Genomic DNA, 18583 nt, shown 5'->3' on the forward strand with positions numbered 1-18583 from the left:
AACAACTTTGCTCCGGTCGGCCCCGATATCAAGAGGCGGCTGACGCCCATGTTAGCAAAGCGCCGCCGCGGTGACACGGATCCAGGATAAAAAAGCCTTTCCATCCCGGATGTTGCGCCGGCTTGCGGATGCGAAGCGTCGTGGCCCGCAGGAAGGCATGCGTCGCGGAATCCGGGTATTCCCGGATTCCGCCACGCTCCATACGGGCTACATGGCTGCGCCCGGTCCGGATTTCAAGCCGGCTTGGGGGACTCCGGCTATGGCGCCGGCTTGCGGATGCGGATACCGAGTTCGCGCAGCTGTTCCTCGTCGACTGGCGACGGCGCCTCGGTCAGCAGGCAGGCGCCGGTTTGGGTCTTGGGGAACGGGATGACGTCGCGGATCGACGGCGAGCCGGTCATCAGCATCACGAGACGGTCGAGACCGAAGGCGATGCCGCCGTGCGGCGGGCAGCCGAACTTCAGCGCGCGCAGCAGGAAGCCGAACTTGGCCTCGGCCTGTTCATCGCTGATGCCGAGCAGGCGGAACACCGCCGACTGGACCTCGCTGCGATGGATGCGGATCGAACCGCCGCCGACCTCGGTGCCGTTCAGCACCATGTCGTAGGCGAACGAAGTGGCCGTGCCGGGATTCGCCTCCAGCGCGGCGGCGTCCTGCACGCGCGGGCGCGTGAACGGGTGGTGCAGCGCGGCCCAGCGATTGGATTTGTCGTCCCACTCGAACATCGGGAAGTCGACCACCCACAGCGGACGCCAGCCGTGCTCGACCAGGCCGCGGTCGTGACCGAGCTTCACGCGCAGCGCGGCGAGCGACTCGTTGACGATCTTGGCCTTGTCGGCGCCGAAGAAGATCAGGTCGCCGTCCTCGGCGCCGGTGCGCTCCAGGATCTCCTCGATCACCTCGTCGGGCAGGAACTTGAGGATCGGCGACTGCAGGCCCTCGCGGCCGACGGCGCGCGCGTTGACCTTGATATAGGCCAGGCCCTTGGCGCCGTAGATGGCGACGAACTGGGTGTAGTCGTCGATCTCCTTGCGCGTCAGCTCGCCGCCGTTGGGCAGGCGCAGCGCGGCGACGCGGCCGTGCGGGTCGTTGGCCGGGCCGGTGAAGACCTTGAAGTCCACCGCCTTCATCAGGTCGGTCACCTCGGTCAGCTCGAGCGGGATGCGCAGGTCCGGGCGGTCGATGCCGAAACGCGCCACCGCCTCGGCGTGGGTCATGCGCGGGAACGGATCCGGCAGCGCCACCTCCAGCACTTCGGCGAACAGCATGCGGATCATGCGCTCCATCAGCGTCATCAGCTGCTCGTCGTCGAGGAAGGAAGTCTCGATGTCGAGCTGGGTGAATTCGGGCTGGCGGTCGGCGCGCAGGTCCTCGTCGCGGAAGCAGCGCACGATCTGGTAGTAGCGGTCCATGCCGGCCACCATCAGCAGCTGCTTGAACAGCTGCGGCGACTGCGGCAGGGCGTAGAATTCGCCCGGGCTGTTGCGGCTCGGCACCAGGAAGTCGCGCGCCCCTTCCGGGGTGGACTTGGTCAGGATCGGGGTCTCGATCTCCATGAAGCCCTGGTCCTCAAGATAGCGGCGCAGCGCGCGCGCGACCCGCGAGCGCAGGGTCAGATTGCGCTGCATCAGCGGGCGGCGCAGGTCGAGGTAACGGTAGCGCAGGCGCACGTCCTCGTTCACCTCGCTGTCCTCGTCGAGCATGAACGGCGGAGTCTCCGCCGGATTCAGGATCTCGAGCTCGTGGCACAGCACCTCGACCTTGCCGGTGGCGAGGTCGGGGTTCACGGTACCCTCGGGACGCGGGCGCACGCGGCCCTTCACGCGCAGGACGTACTCGCTGCGCACCTTCTCCGCCACCAGGAAGCTGTCGGGCACCGAAGGGTCGAACACCACCTGCACGCGGCCCTCGCGGTCGCGCAGGTCGACGAAGATCACGCCGCCGTGATCGCGCCGGCGATGCATCCAGCCGCAGAGTTCAACGTCCTGGTCGACCAGGGCCTCGGTGACGTGACCGCAGTAATGGGTGCGCATAGATCCAAATAGAAAGTTGGGTGTCGGAAACGAAGTACGAACCGGCCGCGGCCGGGTGAGCGGGGTATTCTATCACCGCAGGAAGCATGGGGACAGACTTCAAGTCTGTCCCCATCAGCTGTCGTCCCCATCAGCCGTCCCCGTCAGGCCTGCCCGGTCAGCTCCCGCTTCTTCCATTCCGGAATGACCACCCCGAGGGTCAGCATCATCTTGAGCGCCTCGTCCACCGTCATGTCGAGCTCGATCACGTCGGCGCGCGGCATCATGATGAAATAACCGGTGGTGGGTATTGGAACGGTCGGGACATAGATGGTGACCAGGTCCTGCGCCAGGCGTTCGCGCGCCTCGCCCGTCAGTTCGGCGGTGTAAAAGGCCAACGTCCACATGCCCGCGCGCGGAAACTGGATCAGCAATACCTTGCGGAACGAGGTCCCCTTGGCGGTGAAGACGGACTCGGTGAGCTGCTTGACGCTCATGTAGATGGTGCGCACCAGCGGGATGCGGCCCATCAGGCCCTCCCAGGCCGCCACCAGCTGGCGCCCGAACAGGTTGGCTACCACCACGCCGGTGGCGAACACGATGGCCACCGACAACAGGACGCCCAGCCCGGGGATGTGGAAGCCCAGCAGGGCATCGGGGTGGTAACGCCCGGGGAGTATCAGCAGCACCTGGTCCAGCAGGTCGATGACGACCTTGATGACCAGCAGGGTCGCGCCCAGCGGGACCCAGACGATCAGGCCCGCGATCAGATACTTGCGCAGCAGCGCCATACGGCGGCCGGGTCAGTCCGAACAGGCGTCGCAGGCGCCGGAACCGCAGGCGGGGGGCGGAGCGGCTTCCTTGGACTCCGTGGAATCCTTGCTCTCCTTCGTGTCTCCCCCGTCCTTCTTCTTGCCCTTGTCGCGGAAATCGGTGGCGTACCAGCCGCCCCCCTTCAGCACGAAGCCCGCGGCCGAAATCTGCTTCTTCAGCGCCGGCTTGCCGCAGGCGGGGCAATCGGTCAGCGCCGCGTCGCTCATCTTCTGCATTGCTTCCAGTTCATGCCCGCAGGCCGCGCAGGCGTATTCGTAGATCGGCATGTGCTAAACCCCATTCAGACCAAACCATCCGGTAAATGGGGATTTTCCCAGAAAATTCAAGCCGACAGAAGTGCCCGCCGGGAAATCGCCGCGTTGCCCGCGGGACGGGGCCCCGGTAAGCTGGGCGGGTCATGACCCCGCCCGAACGCAACGACTGGCAAACCCTCAGGACCCTGCTGCCCTATCTGTGGGAACACAAGCCCCGGGTGGTGCTCGCGCTTTCCTGCCTGATCCTGGCCAAGGTCGCCAACGTCGGCGTCCCGCTGGTGCTGAAGCACATCGTCGACGCCCTCGACGCCAGCCTGCAGCCGGTCGTGCTGGTACCGCTGGGGCTGATCGTGGGCTATGGCCTCGTGCGCCTCGCCGGCGTGGTGTTCGGGGAACTGCGCGACGCGATCTTCGCCAAGGTCACCCAGAGCTCGATCCGGCGCATCGCGCTGCAGGTGTTCCGGCACCTGCACTCGCTGTCGCTGCGCTTCCATCTCGACCGCCAGACCGGCGGCGTGTCGCGCGACATCGAGCGCGGCAGCCGCGGCATCGGCTTCCTGCTCAATTTCATGGTGTTCAACATCCTGCCGACCCTGATCGAAATCGGCCTGATCGCCGCCGTGCTGCTGATCAACTTCGACGTCTGGTTCGCCCTGATCCCGCTCGGCGCCGCGGTGATCTACATCACCTTCACCCTGCTGGTGACCGAGTGGCGCATGAAGTTCCGGCGTGAGATGAACGAGATGGACTCGAAGGCCAACACCCGGGCCATCGACAGCCTGCTCAACTACGAGACGGTGAAATACTTCGGCAACGAGGACTACGAGGCGCGCCGTTACGACGTCAACCTGCGCGACTGGGAGGCCGCCGCGGTCAGGAACCAGACCTCGCTCGCCTCGCTCAACATCGGCCAGGGCGCGATCATCACCTTCGGCATGACCGGCATGCTGCTGCTCGCCGGGCGCGGGGTGGCAAACGGCGGCATGACGCTGGGCGACCTCGTCATGATCAACGTCTACATGATGCAGATGTTCATCCCGATGAACTTCCTCGGCTTCGTCTACCGCGAGATCAAGCACTCGCTGGCCGACATGGAACGCATGTTCCGCCTGCTCAACGAACAGCGCGACGTGAACGACCAGCCGGACGCGCCGGACCTGCCCGCGGGGCGCGGCCACGTCGCCTTCGAGCACGTCGTCTTCGGCTACAACGCGCGGCGCCGCATCCTCGACGACGTCAGCTTCGAGATCCCGCCCGGCCACAAGGTCGCGGTGGTGGGCGCGAGCGGCAGCGGCAAGTCGACGCTGGTGCGCCTGCTGTTCCGCTTCTACGACGTCGAGGCCGGCGCGATCCGCATCGACGGCATCGACATCCGCGACGTCGCCCAGCAGAGCCTGCGCGCGGCCATCGCCATCGTGCCGCAGGACACCGTGCTGTTCAACGACACCATCTACTACAACATCGCCTACGCGCGCCCGGAGGCGAGCCGCGAGGAGGTCGAGCGCGCGGCGCAACTGGCGCACCTGACGCGCTTCATCGCGACGCTGCCCGAGGGCTTCGACACCCGGGTCGGCGAACGCGGGCTGAAGGTCTCCGGCGGCGAGAAGCAGCGCATCGCGATCGCGCGCGCGATCCTGAAGCAGCCGCGCATCCTGGTCTTCGACGAGGCGACCTCGGCGCTGGACTCGGAATCCGAGCAGGCCATCCTGCGCGCGCTGCGCGAGGTCGCCGCCGATCACACCACGCTGGTCATCGCCCACCGCCTGTCGACCGTCGTCGACGCCGACCGCATCCTGGTGATGGAACAGGGCCGCCTGGTCGAACAGGGCACCCACCGCGAGCTGCTCGCCGCCGCCGGCGTCTACGCCCGGATGTGGGCGCTGCAACAGGAACAGCGGGAGCACGAGTTGAAGACACCGGATGCGGCGCTCCGAACACAGGACCTGGGACTCAGGGCCCAGGACTAAGTGAAGAGCATAAGCCCTGAACCTCCGCAGGCTGCGCAACCCGGGTTAAAAGATGTATCGTAGCCCGGATGGAGCGCAGCGGAATCCGGGGGTACCGGCCTCCCGGATTCCGGCGCTCCGCGCCTTCATCCGGGCTACATTTTCGCCGGCCCGTGAGACGGATGTTTCAGGCTGTTCACAGTCCTCAGCCCCGAGTCCTGAGCCCTGACCTTCACCTGAATGAAAACGCCCTTTTCACCGCTTCACCTCTTCGGCTTCATCCTGCTGATCGGATTTCTGGTCGCCTTCGTCCAGGTCGGCGCACTGACCATCGTCTTCGAGAAGCTCGGCCTGTCGCAGCACTCCGCGATCCTGCTGCTGTTCAGTTCGCTGTTCGGCAGCGCAATCAACCTGCCGCTGTTCAGCGTGCGCGCCGAGGCGGCGCCGCTCGATCAGGTGCCGGAACGCCTGCGCGGCCTGCTGCGGCAGGCGATGAAGGAATTCAAGGGCCGCACCCTGATCGCGATCAATGTCGGCGGCGGCCTGATCCCGGTGGCCTTCTCGTTCTATCTGATGCGGCACCATCCGCTGCCGCTCGACCAGGTCCTGATCGCGACCGCGCTGGTCGCCGCGGTATGTCACGCCTTCAGCCGCCCGGTCGCCGGCATCGGCATCGGCATGCCGATCTTCATCGCCCCGCTCACGGCGGCCATCGTTGCATTGCTCATCAACGGCGAACAGAGCGCGCCGCTCGCCTACATCTGCGGCACGCTGGGCGTGCTGATCGGCGCCGACCTGCTGCGCCTCGGCAACATCCGCCGCATGGGCGTGCCGATCGCCTCCATCGGCGGCGCGGGCACGTTCGACGGGATCTTCCTGACCGGGATCGTGGCGGTGCTGCTTGCATAGGCATTGGGGGACAGATTTTAAATCTGTCCCCCTCTTTATCAGAGCGGCGCGGCTGGCATAACATGCATGGGGACGGATTTGAAATCCGTCCCCGACCTGACGGCTTATGAAATCACCTTCGCCCCCATCCATCCTCATCACCGGCTGTTCCTCCGGCATCGGCGCCTGCGCGGCGCGCGGCCTGAAAGCGCGCGGCTGGCGCGTGTTCGCGACGGCGCGCAAGGCGGAGGACGTGGCGCGTCTCGGTGATGAGGGTTTCGAGAGCCTGCGGCTGGATCTCGACGATCCGGCGTCGATCCACGCCGCGTTCGACGCGGTGCTCGCCGCCACCGGCGGCACGCTCGATGCGCTGTTCAACAACGCGGCCTATGGCCAGCCGGGCGCGGTCGAGGACCTGACCCGCGCGGCGCTGCGCGCGCAATTCGAGACCAATCTGTTCGGCACGCTGGAGCTGATCAATCGCGCGGTCCCGGTGATGCGGGCTCAAGGGCATGGCCGCATCGTCAATACCAGCTCGCTGCTCGGGCTGGTCGCCCTGCCCTATCGCGGTGCGTACAACGCCAGCAAGTTCGCCCTCGAAGGACTCACCGACACCCTGCGCCTCGAGCTCACGGGCAGCGGCATCCACGTGGTCCTGATCGAGCCGGGCCCGATCACGAGCCGCTTCCGCGCCAATGCCCGCGCCGCCTTCCACCGTCATGTCGACCCGGCCGCGAGCGCGCACCGCGCACGCTACGAGGGCATGGAACGCCGCCTCACCAAGCCCGGCCCCGCCGCGCCGTTCACGTTGCCGCCGGAGGCGGTGCTGGACAAGCTGATCCAGGCGCTCGAACGCCCGCGTCCGCGCGCGCGCTATTACGTCACCTTCCCGACGCATCTGTTCGCCTGGGCGCGCCGCCTGTTGCCCCAGCGTCTGCTCGATCGCCTGCTGCGACGCGTGAGCGCGGGCGAAAACCGCTGAAAACGCGCCCGCATCGGTTATAATCGGATCCTTGCCGCGCCGGCGCGGCGCCCACCTATCCATAAGCACAACGAACGATGACCCCGACCCAGACCAACAGCTTCAAGACGCAGGCTACGCTGAAGATCGACGGCAAGGCATTGCACTACCATTCCCTGCCGGCGCTCGCCAAGGCCGGGCTCGAGTCGGCCGCGCGCCTGCCCTTCGCGCACAAGATCCTGCTGGAGAACCTGCTGCGTCACGAGGATGGCGTGACGGTCAAGGCCGATGACATCGCCGCACTGTGCCGCTGGGACCCGCGCGCGACCCCGGACAAGGAGATCTTCTTCATGCCGGCGCGCGTGCTGTTGCAGGACTTCACCGGCGTGCCCGCCGTGGCGGACCTCGCGGCGATGCGCGCCGCGCTGCGCCGCCTGGGCGGCGATCCCAACCGCATCAATCCGTTCACGCCGGCCGACCTGGTCATCGATCACTCGGTGATCGTCGACAGCTACGGCAGCGAATCGGCCTTCCGCGTCAACGCCATCTGCGAGCTGGAGCGCAATCGCGAGCGTTACCAGTTCCTGCGCTGGGGCCAGAACGCCTTCAACAACTTCCGCGTGGTACCGCCTGACAGCGGCATCGTCCACCAGATCAACCTGGAATACCTGGCGCGCGTCGTCATGACCGGCGAACGCGGCGGCAAGCAGTGGATCTATCCCGACACCCTGATCGGCACCGACTCGCACACCACGATGATCAACGGCCTCGGCGTCCTCGGCTGGGGCGTGGGCGGCATCGAGGCCGAGGCGGCGCTGCTCGGCCAGCCGTCCTCGCTGCTGATCCCGCAGGTCGTCGGCTTCCGCCTGGTCGGCGAACCCGCCCCCGGCACCACCGCGACCGACCTCGTGCTGACGATCACCGAGCGCCTGCGCAAGCACGGCGTGGTGGGCAAGTTCGTCGAGTTCTTCGGCCCCGGGCTCACCCACCTGTCGCTGGCCGACCGCGCCACCATCGCCAACATGGCGCCGGAGTACGGCGCGACCTGCGGCCTGTTTCCGGTCGACGCCAAGACGGTGGACTTTCTGCGCCTGTCCGCCCGCGCGCAGTACGCGCCGGCGGTCGAGGCCTATTACCGGGCCCAGGGTCTCTGGTATACCCCGGACCAGGCTGAGCCGGTCTATTCCGAGGTGCTCGAGTTCGACCTCGGCGCGGTGCAGCCCTGCCTGGCCGGCCCCAGCCGGCCGCAGGACCGGGTAACGCTCAACAACGTGCGCGCCTCCTTCCGCAAGGCGCTGGCGACCCACCTGCAGGCGGGCAACGACCGCATCGACCAGGAAGCGCTCAGCAGCTGGCTCGAGGAAGGCGGCAACCCGATGATGGTCGCCCCGGAACTCGCCCATCCGCACGAGGAAGGCGGGCACGATCCCTTTGCGAAGAGCGTGAAGGTGCGCAACCCGGACGGCGTCACCTACAATCTCTGCCACGGCTCGGTGGTGATCGCGGCCATCACGAGCTGCACCAACACCTCGAATCCCGCGGTAATGCTCGCCGCCGGCCTGGTCGCGCGCAACGCGGTCCGGTACGGCCTCAAGACCAAGCCGTGGGTCAAAACCAGTCTCGCGCCCGGCTCGCGCGTGGTGACCGATTACCTGCAGGCCGCGGGCCTGATGCCCTACCTGGAGGGGCTCGGCTTCCACCTCGTCGGTTACGGCTGCACGACCTGCATCGGCAACAGCGGACCGTTGCCCGACCATATCGTCAGCGCGATCCACGCCGAGGACCTCGCCGTCGCCGCCGTGCTGTCGGGCAACCGCAATTTCGAGGGCCGCGTCAATCCCAACGCGCTGGCGAACTACCTGGCCTCGCCGCCGCTGGTGATCGCCTACGCGCTGGCCGGCAATCTCGGCATCGACCTGACGCGCGACCCGGTGGGCATGGATCCGAACGGCAAATACGTCTACCTGAAGGACCTCTGGCCCTCGCGCGCCGAGGTCGAGGAGTGCGTCCGGAAATTCGTCGGCGAGGACCAGTTCAGCCGCATCTACGCGCGCATCTCCGAAGGCAGCCGCGAGTGGAACGAGCTCGACGTGCCCAAGGGCGACCTGTTCGAGTGGGACGGCGACTCGACCTACATCAAGGAACCGCCGTTCTTCCACGACATGGGCGCGACGCCGGCGCCGGTCGCCGCGATTGAGGGTGCGCGCGTGCTGGCCGTGCTCGGCGATTCCGTCACCACCGACCACATCTCGCCCGCCGGCTCGATCAAGAAGAACAGCCCGGCCGGCAAGTATCTCATCGACGCGGGCGTCGATCCGAAGGATTTCAATTCCTACGGCGCGCGGCGCGGCAATCACGAGGTGATGGTGCGCGGCACCTTCGCCAACATCCGCCTGCGCAACCTGCTCGCGCCCGGCACCGAGGGCGGCGTCACGCGCCACCTGCCGGACGGCGCGCAGACCTCGATCTACGAGGCGGCGATGCAGTATGCGCAGGAAGGCGTGCCGCTGATCGTGCTCGCGGGCAAGGAATACGGCACCGGTTCCTCGCGCGACTGGGCCGCCAAAGGCCCCAAGCTGCTCGGCATCCGCGCGGTCATCGCCGAGAGCTTCGAGCGCATCCACCGCTCCAACCTGGTCGGCATGGGGATCCTCCCGCTGCAATTTCTGCCCGGCGCGGACCGCGCCTCGCTCGGCCTGAACGGCGAGGAGAGTTACACCATCAACGGCCTCGACCGGCTCGCGCCCGGCATGCGGATCACGGTCCGCGCCGAGGACACCCGGGGCGGACACAAGGAGTTCGAGGCCCTCGTCCGCATCGACACCCCGAACGAGATCGAATACTACCGCCACGGCGGCATCCTGCCCTACGTGCTGCGGCAGACGCTGAAAGGGTGAGGCATCCGGCGAGAATAATCCCGGCCCCTTGTCTTAGGTAACCCTCTAGTTATATAGAGTTTTTGGTATTACATCTATCGTGGTGGAGTTTCACGCCGGGCGCCTCACGGCTCACGCCTCGCCCATACAGGCTTCTCCCCCGCCACCCGATGATGCTAAGCTGAGGCCATAATAATTATAGATTTCAGGGGGAAGGGCCATGCACATCGAGCACATCGAGCTGCGGAAGAATCTCCGCATCAGCATCAACATGGACATCAGCTACAGCTCTCCGAACCCGGGGGATGCCGGCAAGCCGGCCACCCTGCTCGATGTCAGCGAAAACGGCGCCGGCCTGGTGCTGGACGAACCGCTCAACCTGAACCAGACCCTGCGCCTGGAAGGCTACGGCGAATGGGAGGAGCCGCGCGACGCGAAGGTGCGCTGGGTGCGCAAGGCCAACGAGCATTACCGGGTCGGCGTGGAGTTCATCGACAAACCCTGAAGCCGCGGCGCGTCCTTCACCCCGCGATCCCGGACCGCAGCAGCGGTCCTCAGCGCAGACTCACCTCGACCTCCCACTCCCGCGCCGGCGCGAACCAGCGGTCGCGCCGCAGCGAGACCGTGACCACGTCGCCCGGCTTGCGGTCCCACATCTGCGTGCTGACGTCGGCGATATCGGATACCGGCACGGCATCGATCGCCAGCAGGCGGTCGCCGCGCCGGATGCCGGCGGCGGCGCAGGCGCTGTCTGCGACGCAGGATTCCACCTCGAGGCCATGTTTGCCCGGCGTGAGCAAGGCGCCGAGTCGACCGGGGGCCGGCAGGGACTGCGGCGCCGGCAGCAGCAGATAATCCGCCACCTCCGGCGTAATCTCGCCCTCCCAGCCGTTCACGACGATCGCGCCCGCCACCGGCACGCGGCGCTCCAGCCGCTCCGGGATGCCGTCGCCATAGGCGAGATGACCGCTGCCCGCCAGCACCACCATGGCGTCTTCCGGGTGTTCCTTCAGGTACCGCGCCGCCCGCTCGGCCATCCCTTCGTCCCACAGCAACTGGCCGTCGAGGAAGCGCTCGAAGCCGCGGCCTTTCGTGTGCGGGTGCTGCTCGAAGATCTCCCTCAACCGCGCCTCGTAGTCCGCGTTCCCGCGCTCGATCTCCGCGGGCACGCGGGCGCGATCCGCGGCATCCAGTCCGTCGAGGCCGTGCGCGCGCACCTGCTCGACCAGATCGCCGGCGACGTTCAGTGCCACCACCGGCAGACCGTTTTCGCGCGCATAGCGCAGGATCGGGGCGTAGAGACGGTAATCGTAGCGCCAGCGCCGGTAGTATTCGGTGGCGACCAGCATCTCGCGTTCGGAGAGTCGACCCGCCACATAGTCGTCCAGGTAGGCCTGGAACGGCTGCTGGAACATCTCCATCCCGATCGCCAGGCGCGGATGCGCCGCATGCATGGCCTTGACGATCTCGAGCTGGACCAGGTGGTGCGCGTAACGGTCATGGGTCTCGCCGACGTAGACCACGCGCCGCGCCGCCAGCGCCGGCGCGATGTCCTCCAGCGTGGCCATCCGTTTCAGGTCGAGCGCCGGCGCCGCGGAGACCGGCTGGATTGCGGACGCCTCCGGCGCCGCGGGCGGCGACACCGAATGCGCGCCATGCTGCATGCCATGGACGCCGTGCGCTCCACCGGCACAGCCCGCGAGTGCGGCGAGGACACCTCCCGCCAGACATGCCATGAATCCCACGCCATTCCTGCATCGCCGCATATCCGCCTCTCCCATCCCGTCAGTCAGACCGCCCGCCGCCATGGCAGGGCATCCAGATCGACATTGCCGCCCGACAGGATAACACCCACCCGCTTGCCCGCGGCATCGACGCAGCCCTCCAGCAGCGCGGCGAACGGGACCGCGGCTGACGGCTCGACGACCACCTTGAGACGTTGCCACAGCAGCCGCATGGCCCGCACGATCGCCTCTTCGCTCACGGTCACGACATCGTCAACGCAGGCCTGCATGACCTGAAAGTTGCGTTCGCCGAGCGAGGTCCGCAGCCCGTCCGCGATTGTGACCGGGTTCAGTTGCGGGACGCGCCGCTGCGCGAGCCAGGAGCGGCGGGCGTCATCCGCGCCGGCCGGCTCGACGGCGATCATCCGCGCCGCCGGATTCAGCGCCCGGGTCGCGATCGCGCTGCCGGCGACGAGCCCGCCGCCACCGACGGGGGCCAGCACCAGGTCGAGTCCGGGGATCTCGTCCAGCAGCTCCAGCGCCGCGGTGCCGGCGCCCGCGATGATGCCCCAGTCGTCGTACGGCGGCACGAAACGCGCGCCCGTCTCGCGCACCACCTCGGCCAGGGTCTCCTCGCGGGCCGCGAGCGTGGGGGCGCAATCGTAGACGTGGGCCCCGTAGGCGAGGACCGCCTGCCGTTTCGTCGCCACCGCGTTTTCAGGCATCACGACGTGCGCCGGCACGCCGCGGATCCGCGCCGCCAGTGCCAGCGCGGCGGCGTGATTGCCGGAGGAATGCGTCGCGACTCCCGCCGCCAGCGCTTCCGCCGTCAGCGACAGCACGACATTCAGCGCGCCGCGGAACTTGAACGCGCCGCAGCGCTGGAAATTCTCGCACTTGAAGAACAATGCCGCGCCGGCCAGCTCGTCGAGCCCGCCGCGCCCGCGCAGCACTGGCGTGCGCACCGCGTGCGGCGCGATGCGCTCAGCGGCGGCGCGCAGCTCCGCCAGGGTCGGCATGCCCATGTATTGCTGCTCCAGAGCCCGGTACCCGGCTATATATCTCACAGTGAATCAGCTTTGCAAAGCCTCGGGGCGCCGCACGCCGTTCACTCCCGCGGAAGGGATATGATCAAATCACTTGCGCGGCCGGGCGCGCGCGGTCGGCGCGGCGCTCCACGGATCGTCGGGCCAGGGATGCTTGGGGTAGCGCCCCTTCAGCTCCTTCTTCACTTCGGCATAGGTGCGTTCCCAGAAACCGCGCAGGTCCTGCGTGACCTGGATCGGGCGCTGCGCGGGCGACAGCAGGTGCAGCGTGACCGGCACGCGCCCAAAGGCGACGCGCGAGGTGTCGGCGCAGCCGAACATCTCCTGCAGCTTGACGCGCAGCACCGGCGCCTCGCCGGCGGCGTACTCGAGACGCAGGCGCGAACCGCTCGGCACCGTCAGATGCGTAGGCGCACCCTCCTCCAGTCGTTGCGCGGTACTCCAGTCCAGCCGGGCCTTCAGGATGGACGACAGGTCGAGGCGCGCCAGATGCTCGCGGCGCGTGACGCCCTCCAGATACGGACCGAGCCAGTCCCCGAGCGTCGCGAGCAGCGCCGCATCGGACACATCCGGCCACGCCTCGTCCGGCAGCCATGCGCGCAGCGACAGCACGCGCGCCTGCCATTCGCGCGCCTCGCGCGTCCACGGCAGGGCCTCGAGGCCGAGGCGGCGCACCCCCTCCAGCATCGCCGCGCGCACCTGCCCGGGGTCCGCGTCCTGCAGCGGACGCGCATCGAGCACCAGCGCCCCGAAGCGCTCCTCGCGGCGCGCGACCACGGCCGCTTCCCGCGCGTCCCAGCGCACGACATCCTCCCGCCGGATATGCCCGGCGAAACGCCTGCGCAGCAGGTCCGGATCGAGCGGTGCGGCGAGGTGGATGAGGCCTTCGGTCATACCGGCATCGAGGCTGGCCGCGACGATACAGGGCTGGCGCAGGCGCATCTCGGACTCGTGCAGGCGCGCGCCGCGCCCGGAAGCGAGCAGATAGCGGTTGTCACCGGGCGCGCGCTGCAGAGCGATGCGGTCCGGATAGGCGAGCGCGAGCAGCAGTCCCACGGCATCGGCATTGCCGCCGTCGACAGCAGGCGGCGAAACTGCTGCGCGGCCTGTGCGGCGCGGGTGCAGCCGTTGGCGTCGGCGCCGTGCGCGAGCGCGGCCCGCCGCCCGCCGTCACGAAAGGCCTGCAAGGCCTCAATGCGCTGGGCGAAATCGGCCGAACGGCGCGCCTCGCCGGTGTAGATGTCGCGCTCCGCGAGCAGCGCCGCGACGTCGCAGGCCAGGGCGCCGAGCTGAATGCGCTCGGCCGCGAACAGCATGTGCGCGAGACGCGGATGCAGCGGCAGGCGCACCAGCGCGCGTCCGGTGTCCGTGATCACGCCCGCGCCGTCCAGCGCGTCGAGCTCCGTCAGCAGCGCACGCGCCTGCCCGAACGCCGCGGCGGGCGGCGGATCAAGCCAGGCGAGCGCGCCGGCGTCGCTCACGCCCCAGGCCGCGAGCTCGAGCGCGAGCGGGGCCAGGTCGGCGCTGCGGATCTCCGGCAGGGAAAACGGCAGCAGGCCACGCTGGGTCGCCTCACCCCACAGGCGGTAACACACGCCGGGCGCGAGGCGGCCGGCACGGCCGGCGCGCTGGTCGGCCGAGGCGCGCGAGATGCGATGCGTCACCAGCCGCGACAGCCCGGTGCCGGGATCGAACTGCGGCGCGCGCGCGTACCCGGAATCGACGACGACCCGGATGCCTTCGATGGTCAGGCTGGTCTCGGCGATCGGCGTCGCCAGCACCACCCGGCGGCACCCGGCGCCGGGCAGCACGGCGCGATCCTGCGCCTCCCAGGGAAGATCGCCGTAGAGCGGAAACACCTCGGCGGCCCCGTCGAGACGCTGCTCGAGCAGCGCCTGCGCGCGGCGGATCTCCCAGGCGCCGGGCAGGAAGGCGAGCACGTCGCCCTCCTCGCGCGCCAGCGCGCCCGCGACCGCCTCGGCCACCACCGCCGGCAGCGGACCGGACGGATCGCGCGGCAGATAATGCAGGTCCACGGGAAAACTGCGCCCGCGGCTGGTGACGATGGGCGCGCCGCCGAGCAGGCGCGACACCGCCTCGCCGTCCAGCGTCGCCGACATGACGAGGATCTTGAGGTCCTCGCGCAGGCCGCGCTGGGCGTCGAGACACAGCGCGAGCGCGAGGTCCGCATGGAGGTGGCGTTCATGGAATTCATCGAAGATGACCAGCCCGACGTTCTTCAGCTCGGGATCGGTCTGCAGATGGCGCGTCAGGATGCCCTCGGTCACCACCTTGATGCGCGTGCGCTTCGAGGTACGGCTCTCGAAACGGATGTGGTAGCCGACGGTGTCGCCAATCTCCTCGCCGCGCTGCCGGGCCATGCGCGCCGCCGCCGCGCGCGCCGCGAGCCGGCGCGGCTCCAGCATCAGGATCGTTGCGCCCGCGAGCCAGTCCTCGTCCAGCAGCGCCGGCGGCACGCCCGTGGTCTTGCCCGCGCCCGGCGGCGCCTGCAGCACCACCGCCGGATGCGCGGACAGGGCCGCGCGCAGTTCGGAAAGGACTTCATCGATGGGAAGGGGAGTCATGGCAGATGCGGGGATGGACTCACCTATATGGGGACAGATTTAGCGGGACGACGGGGACAGGTTTATACATCCGTCCCCAAACAGGTGTATCTGTGCCTCCGCGCCGGGTAAGCCTTCAGCCGCGGTGTCGCGCGCCCTCCAGCGGGTACTCGCCGAAGTAGCGTCCCTGGACAAAGGCGCCCGCCAGCATGCCGAACAGCGAGAACAGCAGGGCCCCGTCGCCGGCGCCGAGACCGGCGATCGCGGGACCCGGGCACACGCCGCAGATACCCCAGCCGACGCCAAATATCGCCGCGCCGCCGAGCGTGCGCGCGTTCATGACCGATGAATAGATACTGAAGACCGGGGCCGCCAGGGGCTTGCGCAGCAGGCGCGGCGCCAGCTGATAGGCCAGCAGCGCCGTGCCGGCGGCCCCGCCCAGCACCAGCAGCAGGCCCAGGTCCTCGAAACGCAGGAAGCTCAGGACGACCTCGGGGCGCACCATACCCGACAGGCTGAGCCCGAAGCCCGCCATCAGGCCGCCGGCGAGCACGAACAGGCAGCCGTAAAACTTCGGGTATTTGCACACGCCGCTCATGCGCCCCCCATCGCCTGCACCAAGTGCGCGGTCGCGATCGCGGTCGTCATGAAGATCAGCACCGCCAACAGGGACGGCGGCTGCAGGGCGGCCAGTCCGCAGATGCCGTGTCCCGAGGTACAGCCGTTCGACAGCCGCGCGCCGAATCCGGCGACGAACCCGCCCAGCAGCAACTGCCAGGCGCCGACGCCCGTATGCCAGGCCGTTCCGCCGGTGATCAGCCAGAGGAAGGCGCCGAGGATCAGCCCGGCCGAATAGACCAGGCGCCAGTCGCGATTACCCCGGATGCGCTCCTGCTGAAAATGGGGCGCGTTCGAGAACCAGGACCAGACCGACGAATAGACGCCGCTCATGCCGCCGACCAGGCCCGCGCCGACGAACAGCAGGGCCGTCCCGCCGCCGATCAACAAGCCGCCCAACAGGTAGTGCAGATAGCCGTTGGGAAACCATTCGTTGAGATCCATATTCGCCCCTGTCTCCGCCGCCGCGATCTTAAGAATCCCGTACCCGATGCCCGCAATTATAGCGAATCTCGCCCCGCCTGCGGGATGGCCGCCCTGGGGCGAAGGGGTATACTGGTCCTCCACGGCCGGACGCGGTCATAACGGCCGGGCACGATAACTAAAAACCACCAGAGGGGAACAGCATGCGGCATCATCAGAAACTCGTCTTTGGGACCGCGATCGGCGCGTTGATCGCCACCGGTAACGCCTTTGCCACCAACGGGTACTTCTCGCACGCCTACAGTGTGAAGGACAAGGGACTGGCCGGCGCGAGCGTCGCCCTGCCGCAGGATTCCCTGGCCGCGGCCGCCAACCCGGCCGGCATGGTCGAGGTCGGCAACCGCATCGACGCCGGTGTGGCGCTGTTCAGCCCGCATCGCTCCTACACCGTCGAAGGGGCGCCTTCGGGCGCCCTTGGGAGTTTCGGCCTGACCCCTGAAAAAGTGGACAGCGACAGCGAATATTTCCTGATCCCGCATTTCGGCTGGAACCGGATGCTCGACGCCGACCGCGCGCTCGGCGTCAGCGTCTACGCCAACGGCGGCATGAATACCGACTGGCCGGACAGCGCCGGCGGCGGCGCCGGCACCTTCTTCGGCGGATTCTTCGGCGGTGAGGCGGGCGCCGGGGTCGATCTGGCCCAGCTCTTCGTCAACCTCAGCTACGCGCAGCGCATCAACGACGCGACCGCCTGGGGTGTCAGCCCGATCCTCGCCTACCAGCGCTTCGAGGCCACCGGCCTCGCGGCCTTCGGGGCACAGGGTTTCTCCAGCGATGCGGACAAGCTGACCGACAACGGCCACGACACCTCGTTCGGCTACGGCGCCCGCATCGGCATCCTCAGCGAGGTGCAGACCGGCCTGACGCTGGGCGCCTCCTACCAGACCGAGATGCGGATGGACGAGTTCGACCAGTATCGCGGCCTGTTCGCCGAACAGGGCGGTTTCAATATCCCCGCGACCCTGGCCCTCGGCCTGGCCTGGGAGACCTCCCCGGCCACGACGCTGCTGCTCGACGCCCAGCGCATCTGGTACAGCGACATCAAGTCGGTCGGCACCCCGATGCTGCCCAACCTGCAGACCGCGCAGCTCGGTGACGATGGCGGCGCCGGCTTCGGCTGGGAAGACGTCACCGTGATCAAACTCGGCTATCAGTGGGTGCGCGACGAGAACTGGACCTGGCGTATCGGCTACAGCCGTTGCGACCAGCCGATCCCGGACAGCGAGGTGCTGTTCAACATCCTCGCGCCCGGCGTGATGGAGCAGCACCTCACCGCCGGTTTCACCCAGCGCCTCGGCGAGGCCGGCGAATGGAGCTTCGCCGCGATGTACGCGCCGGAGAAGGAGGTCAGCGGCGCGAATCCGCTCGACCCCGGCCAGACCATCACGCTGCGCATGGACGAGTGGGAGCTGGCGGCCAGCTACGCCTGGAAGTTCTGAGTATCGTGACAAGGGGACGGATTTGAAATCCGTCCCCTGACGGCAACACATGGGCAATACGGGGACAGATTTTAAATCTGTCCCCGATTTTTGTCCGGATGCCTAGGCGATCGCGCGCACGACGCCGCCGTCGACGCGGAGCGCCGCACCGGTCGTCGCGGAGGCACGGGCGCTACAGACGTAGACGACCATCGCGGCCACTTCATCCGGAGTGGTGAAACGTTTGAGGATGGAGGATGGCCGCCCGGTCTGGAAGAATTCGCGTTCCAACGTGGCGGCGTCCACATTGCGCGAGGCCGCCATGCGCGCGACGAATTCCCCGACGCCCTCGGACGCGGTCGGCCCGGGCAATACGCTGTTGACGGTCACCGCGGTACCGGCGAGGCTTTCGGCCAGGCCGCGCGCAACGGCGAGTTGCGCGGTCTTGGTGACGCCGTAGTGGATCATTTCTACGGAAATCTGCAACCCGGACTCGCTCGACACGAAGACGATGCGGCCCCAGTTGCGGGAACGCATGCCGTGCAGATACTGCCGCGCCAGCCGGACACCGCTCAGCACATTGATCTCGAAAAAGCGCAGCCAGTCCTCGTCGGGGATCTGCTCGAACGGCTTCGGCTCAAAGATGCCGAGATTGTTGACCAGCACGTCGACCTCCGGCAGCCGGTCGATCAGGGCACGGCAGCCGGCCGCGCCCCCGAGGTCCGCCGCGATACCTTCGACCAAGGCCCCGGGGAACTCGTCCTGCAGCCGTTCCACCGCGCCCCGGACGCGCGCCTCCGTCCGCCCGTTCACCGTCACCTGCGCACCCTCGGACGCCAGCGCGCGCGCCGTCGCGAACCCTATGCCTGCCGTCGAGCCCGTCACCAGGGCACGCTTGCCCGTCAAGCCGAGATCCATAACCGTTCTCCAATCAGAAAATAAGTAAACATGTCCCCTGT

The 18583-nt window shown here is 68.1% G+C and carries 14 protein-coding genes and 1 pseudogene; 6 read left to right on the forward strand and 9 right to left on the reverse strand.

The window, feature by feature from the left end; all coding sequences use genetic code 11:
* Positions 1 to 257 precede the first annotated feature (257 nt).
* The 3 genes from aspS to IPM20_07865 form a co-directional block, all read right to left on the reverse strand.
* Complete coding sequence (gene aspS / locus IPM20_07855; GenBank protein MBK9131528.1) at positions 258 to 2033, reverse strand: aspartate--tRNA ligase; 1776 nt, start codon at positions 2031 to 2033, stop codon at positions 258 to 260.
* A 143-nt stretch (positions 2034 to 2176) separates the two neighbouring features.
* The gene (locus IPM20_07860; protein ID MBK9131529.1) at positions 2177 to 2803 is read right to left on the reverse strand and encodes a DUF502 domain-containing protein; all 627 of its coding nucleotides are present in this window, start codon (positions 2801 to 2803) and stop codon (positions 2177 to 2179) included.
* Between the two features lie 12 nt (positions 2804 to 2815).
* Positions 2816 to 3112: a zinc ribbon domain-containing protein gene (locus IPM20_07865; GenBank protein ID MBK9131530.1), complete on the reverse strand. Its 297-nt coding sequence runs from the start codon at positions 3110 to 3112 to the stop codon at positions 2816 to 2818.
* A gap of 131 nt (positions 3113 to 3243) precedes the next feature.
* On the opposite strand from IPM20_07865, the gene IPM20_07870 reads away from it, so the two are divergent.
* From IPM20_07870 to IPM20_07890, 5 genes are all read left to right on the forward strand, one after another.
* Positions 3244 to 5067, forward strand: a complete 1824-nt coding sequence (locus tag IPM20_07870; GenBank protein ID MBK9131531.1) for an ABC transporter ATP-binding protein/permease — start codon at positions 3244 to 3246, stop codon at positions 5065 to 5067.
* A gap of 219 nt (positions 5068 to 5286) precedes the next feature.
* On the forward strand, positions 5287 to 5955 hold the full coding sequence (locus tag IPM20_07875) for a DUF1614 domain-containing protein (protein MBK9131532.1): 669 nt from the start codon (positions 5287 to 5289) through the stop codon (positions 5953 to 5955).
* A gap of 106 nt (positions 5956 to 6061) precedes the next feature.
* Positions 6062 to 6916 carry an SDR family NAD(P)-dependent oxidoreductase gene (locus tag IPM20_07880; GenBank protein ID MBK9131533.1) on the forward strand — a complete coding sequence of 285 codons (855 nt, stop codon included), beginning with the start codon at positions 6062 to 6064 and terminating at the stop codon, positions 6914 to 6916.
* A 77-nt stretch (positions 6917 to 6993) separates the two neighbouring features.
* The gene (gene acnA, locus IPM20_07885; GenBank protein ID MBK9131534.1) at positions 6994 to 9792 is read left to right on the forward strand and encodes an aconitate hydratase AcnA; all 2799 of its coding nucleotides are present in this window, start codon (positions 6994 to 6996) and stop codon (positions 9790 to 9792) included.
* Between the two features lie 199 nt (positions 9793 to 9991).
* Positions 9992 to 10276, forward strand: coding sequence for a PilZ domain-containing protein (locus IPM20_07890; GenBank protein ID MBK9131535.1), 285 nt, complete (start codon positions 9992 to 9994; stop codon positions 10274 to 10276).
* A gap of 49 nt (positions 10277 to 10325) precedes the next feature.
* On the opposite strand, the gene IPM20_07895 is transcribed toward IPM20_07890, so the two are convergent.
* From IPM20_07895 to IPM20_07915, 5 genes and pseudogenes are all read right to left on the reverse strand, one after another.
* Positions 10326 to 11507 carry a ChaN family lipoprotein gene (locus IPM20_07895; protein ID MBK9131536.1) on the reverse strand — a complete coding sequence of 394 codons (1182 nt, stop codon included), beginning with the start codon at positions 11505 to 11507 and terminating at the stop codon, positions 10326 to 10328.
* A gap of 53 nt (positions 11508 to 11560) precedes the next feature.
* Positions 11561 to 12520 carry a pyridoxal-phosphate dependent enzyme gene (locus IPM20_07900; GenBank protein MBK9131537.1) on the reverse strand — a complete coding sequence of 320 codons (960 nt, stop codon included), beginning with the start codon at positions 12518 to 12520 and terminating at the stop codon, positions 11561 to 11563.
* A 111-nt stretch (positions 12521 to 12631) separates the two neighbouring features.
* Positions 12632 to 15126 (reverse strand): annotated as a pseudogene (hrpB, locus tag IPM20_07905) (ATP-dependent helicase HrpB).
* Positions 15127 to 15241: 115 nt separating this feature from the next.
* On the reverse strand, positions 15242 to 15703 hold the full coding sequence (locus IPM20_07910; protein ID MBK9131538.1) for a YeeE/YedE family protein: 462 nt from the start codon (positions 15701 to 15703) through the stop codon (positions 15242 to 15244).
* Positions 15700 to 16167, reverse strand: coding sequence for a YeeE/YedE family protein (locus IPM20_07915; GenBank protein MBK9131539.1), 468 nt, complete (start codon positions 16165 to 16167; stop codon positions 15700 to 15702). The genes IPM20_07910 and IPM20_07915 overlap by 4 nt, the downstream gene beginning before the upstream one ends.
* A 182-nt stretch (positions 16168 to 16349) precedes the next feature.
* On the opposite strand from IPM20_07915, the gene IPM20_07920 reads away from it, so the two are divergent.
* A complete protein-coding gene (locus tag IPM20_07920) occupies positions 16350 to 17645 on the forward strand; it encodes an outer membrane protein transport protein (GenBank protein ID MBK9131540.1) in 1296 nt (431 codons plus the stop codon).
* A 102-nt stretch (positions 17646 to 17747) separates the two neighbouring features.
* Here the strand turns inward: IPM20_07920 and IPM20_07925 are convergent, their stop codons facing one another.
* Positions 17748 to 18542, reverse strand: a complete 795-nt coding sequence (locus tag IPM20_07925; GenBank protein MBK9131541.1) for an SDR family oxidoreductase — start codon at positions 18540 to 18542, stop codon at positions 17748 to 17750.
* Positions 18543 to 18583: the final 41 nt, after the last annotated feature.

Source organism: Gammaproteobacteria bacterium, from assembly GCA_016716465.1.
Classification (GTDB): Bacteria; Pseudomonadota; Gammaproteobacteria; order SZUA-140; family SZUA-140; genus JADJWH01.

Coding starts and splice junctions, on each gene's coding strand:
- IPM20_07870 (MBK9131531.1), top strand. CDS start 3,244: ATGACCCCGCCCGAACGCAACGACTGGCAAACCCTCAGGACCCTGCTG.
- IPM20_07880 (MBK9131533.1), top strand. CDS start 6,062: ATGAAATCACCTTCGCCCCCATCCATCCTCATCACCGGCTGTTCCTCC.
- IPM20_07900 (MBK9131537.1), bottom strand. CDS start 12,520: ATGGGCATGCCGACCCTGGCGGAGCTGCGCGCCGCCGCTGAGCGCATC.
- IPM20_07910 (MBK9131538.1), bottom strand. CDS start 15,703: ATGAGCGGCGTGTGCAAATACCCGAAGTTTTACGGCTGCCTGTTCGTG.
- IPM20_07925 (MBK9131541.1), bottom strand. CDS start 18,542: ATGGATCTCGGCTTGACGGGCAAGCGTGCCCTGGTGACGGGCTCGACG.
- IPM20_07865 (MBK9131530.1), bottom strand. CDS start 3,112: ATGCCGATCTACGAATACGCCTGCGCGGCCTGCGGGCATGAACTGGAA.
- IPM20_07875 (MBK9131532.1), top strand. CDS start 5,287: ATGAAAACGCCCTTTTCACCGCTTCACCTCTTCGGCTTCATCCTGCTG.
- IPM20_07915 (MBK9131539.1), bottom strand. CDS start 16,167: ATGGATCTCAACGAATGGTTTCCCAACGGCTATCTGCACTACCTGTTG.
- aspS (MBK9131528.1), bottom strand. CDS start 2,033: ATGCGCACCCATTACTGCGGTCACGTCACCGAGGCCCTGGTCGACCAG.
- acnA (MBK9131534.1), top strand. CDS start 6,994: ATGACCCCGACCCAGACCAACAGCTTCAAGACGCAGGCTACGCTGAAG.
- IPM20_07860 (MBK9131529.1), bottom strand. CDS start 2,803: ATGGCGCTGCTGCGCAAGTATCTGATCGCGGGCCTGATCGTCTGGGTC.
- IPM20_07920 (MBK9131540.1), top strand. CDS start 16,350: ATGCGGCATCATCAGAAACTCGTCTTTGGGACCGCGATCGGCGCGTTG.
- IPM20_07895 (MBK9131536.1), bottom strand. CDS start 11,507: ATGGCATGTCTGGCGGGAGGTGTCCTCGCCGCACTCGCGGGCTGTGCC.
- IPM20_07890 (MBK9131535.1), top strand. CDS start 9,992: ATGCACATCGAGCACATCGAGCTGCGGAAGAATCTCCGCATCAGCATC.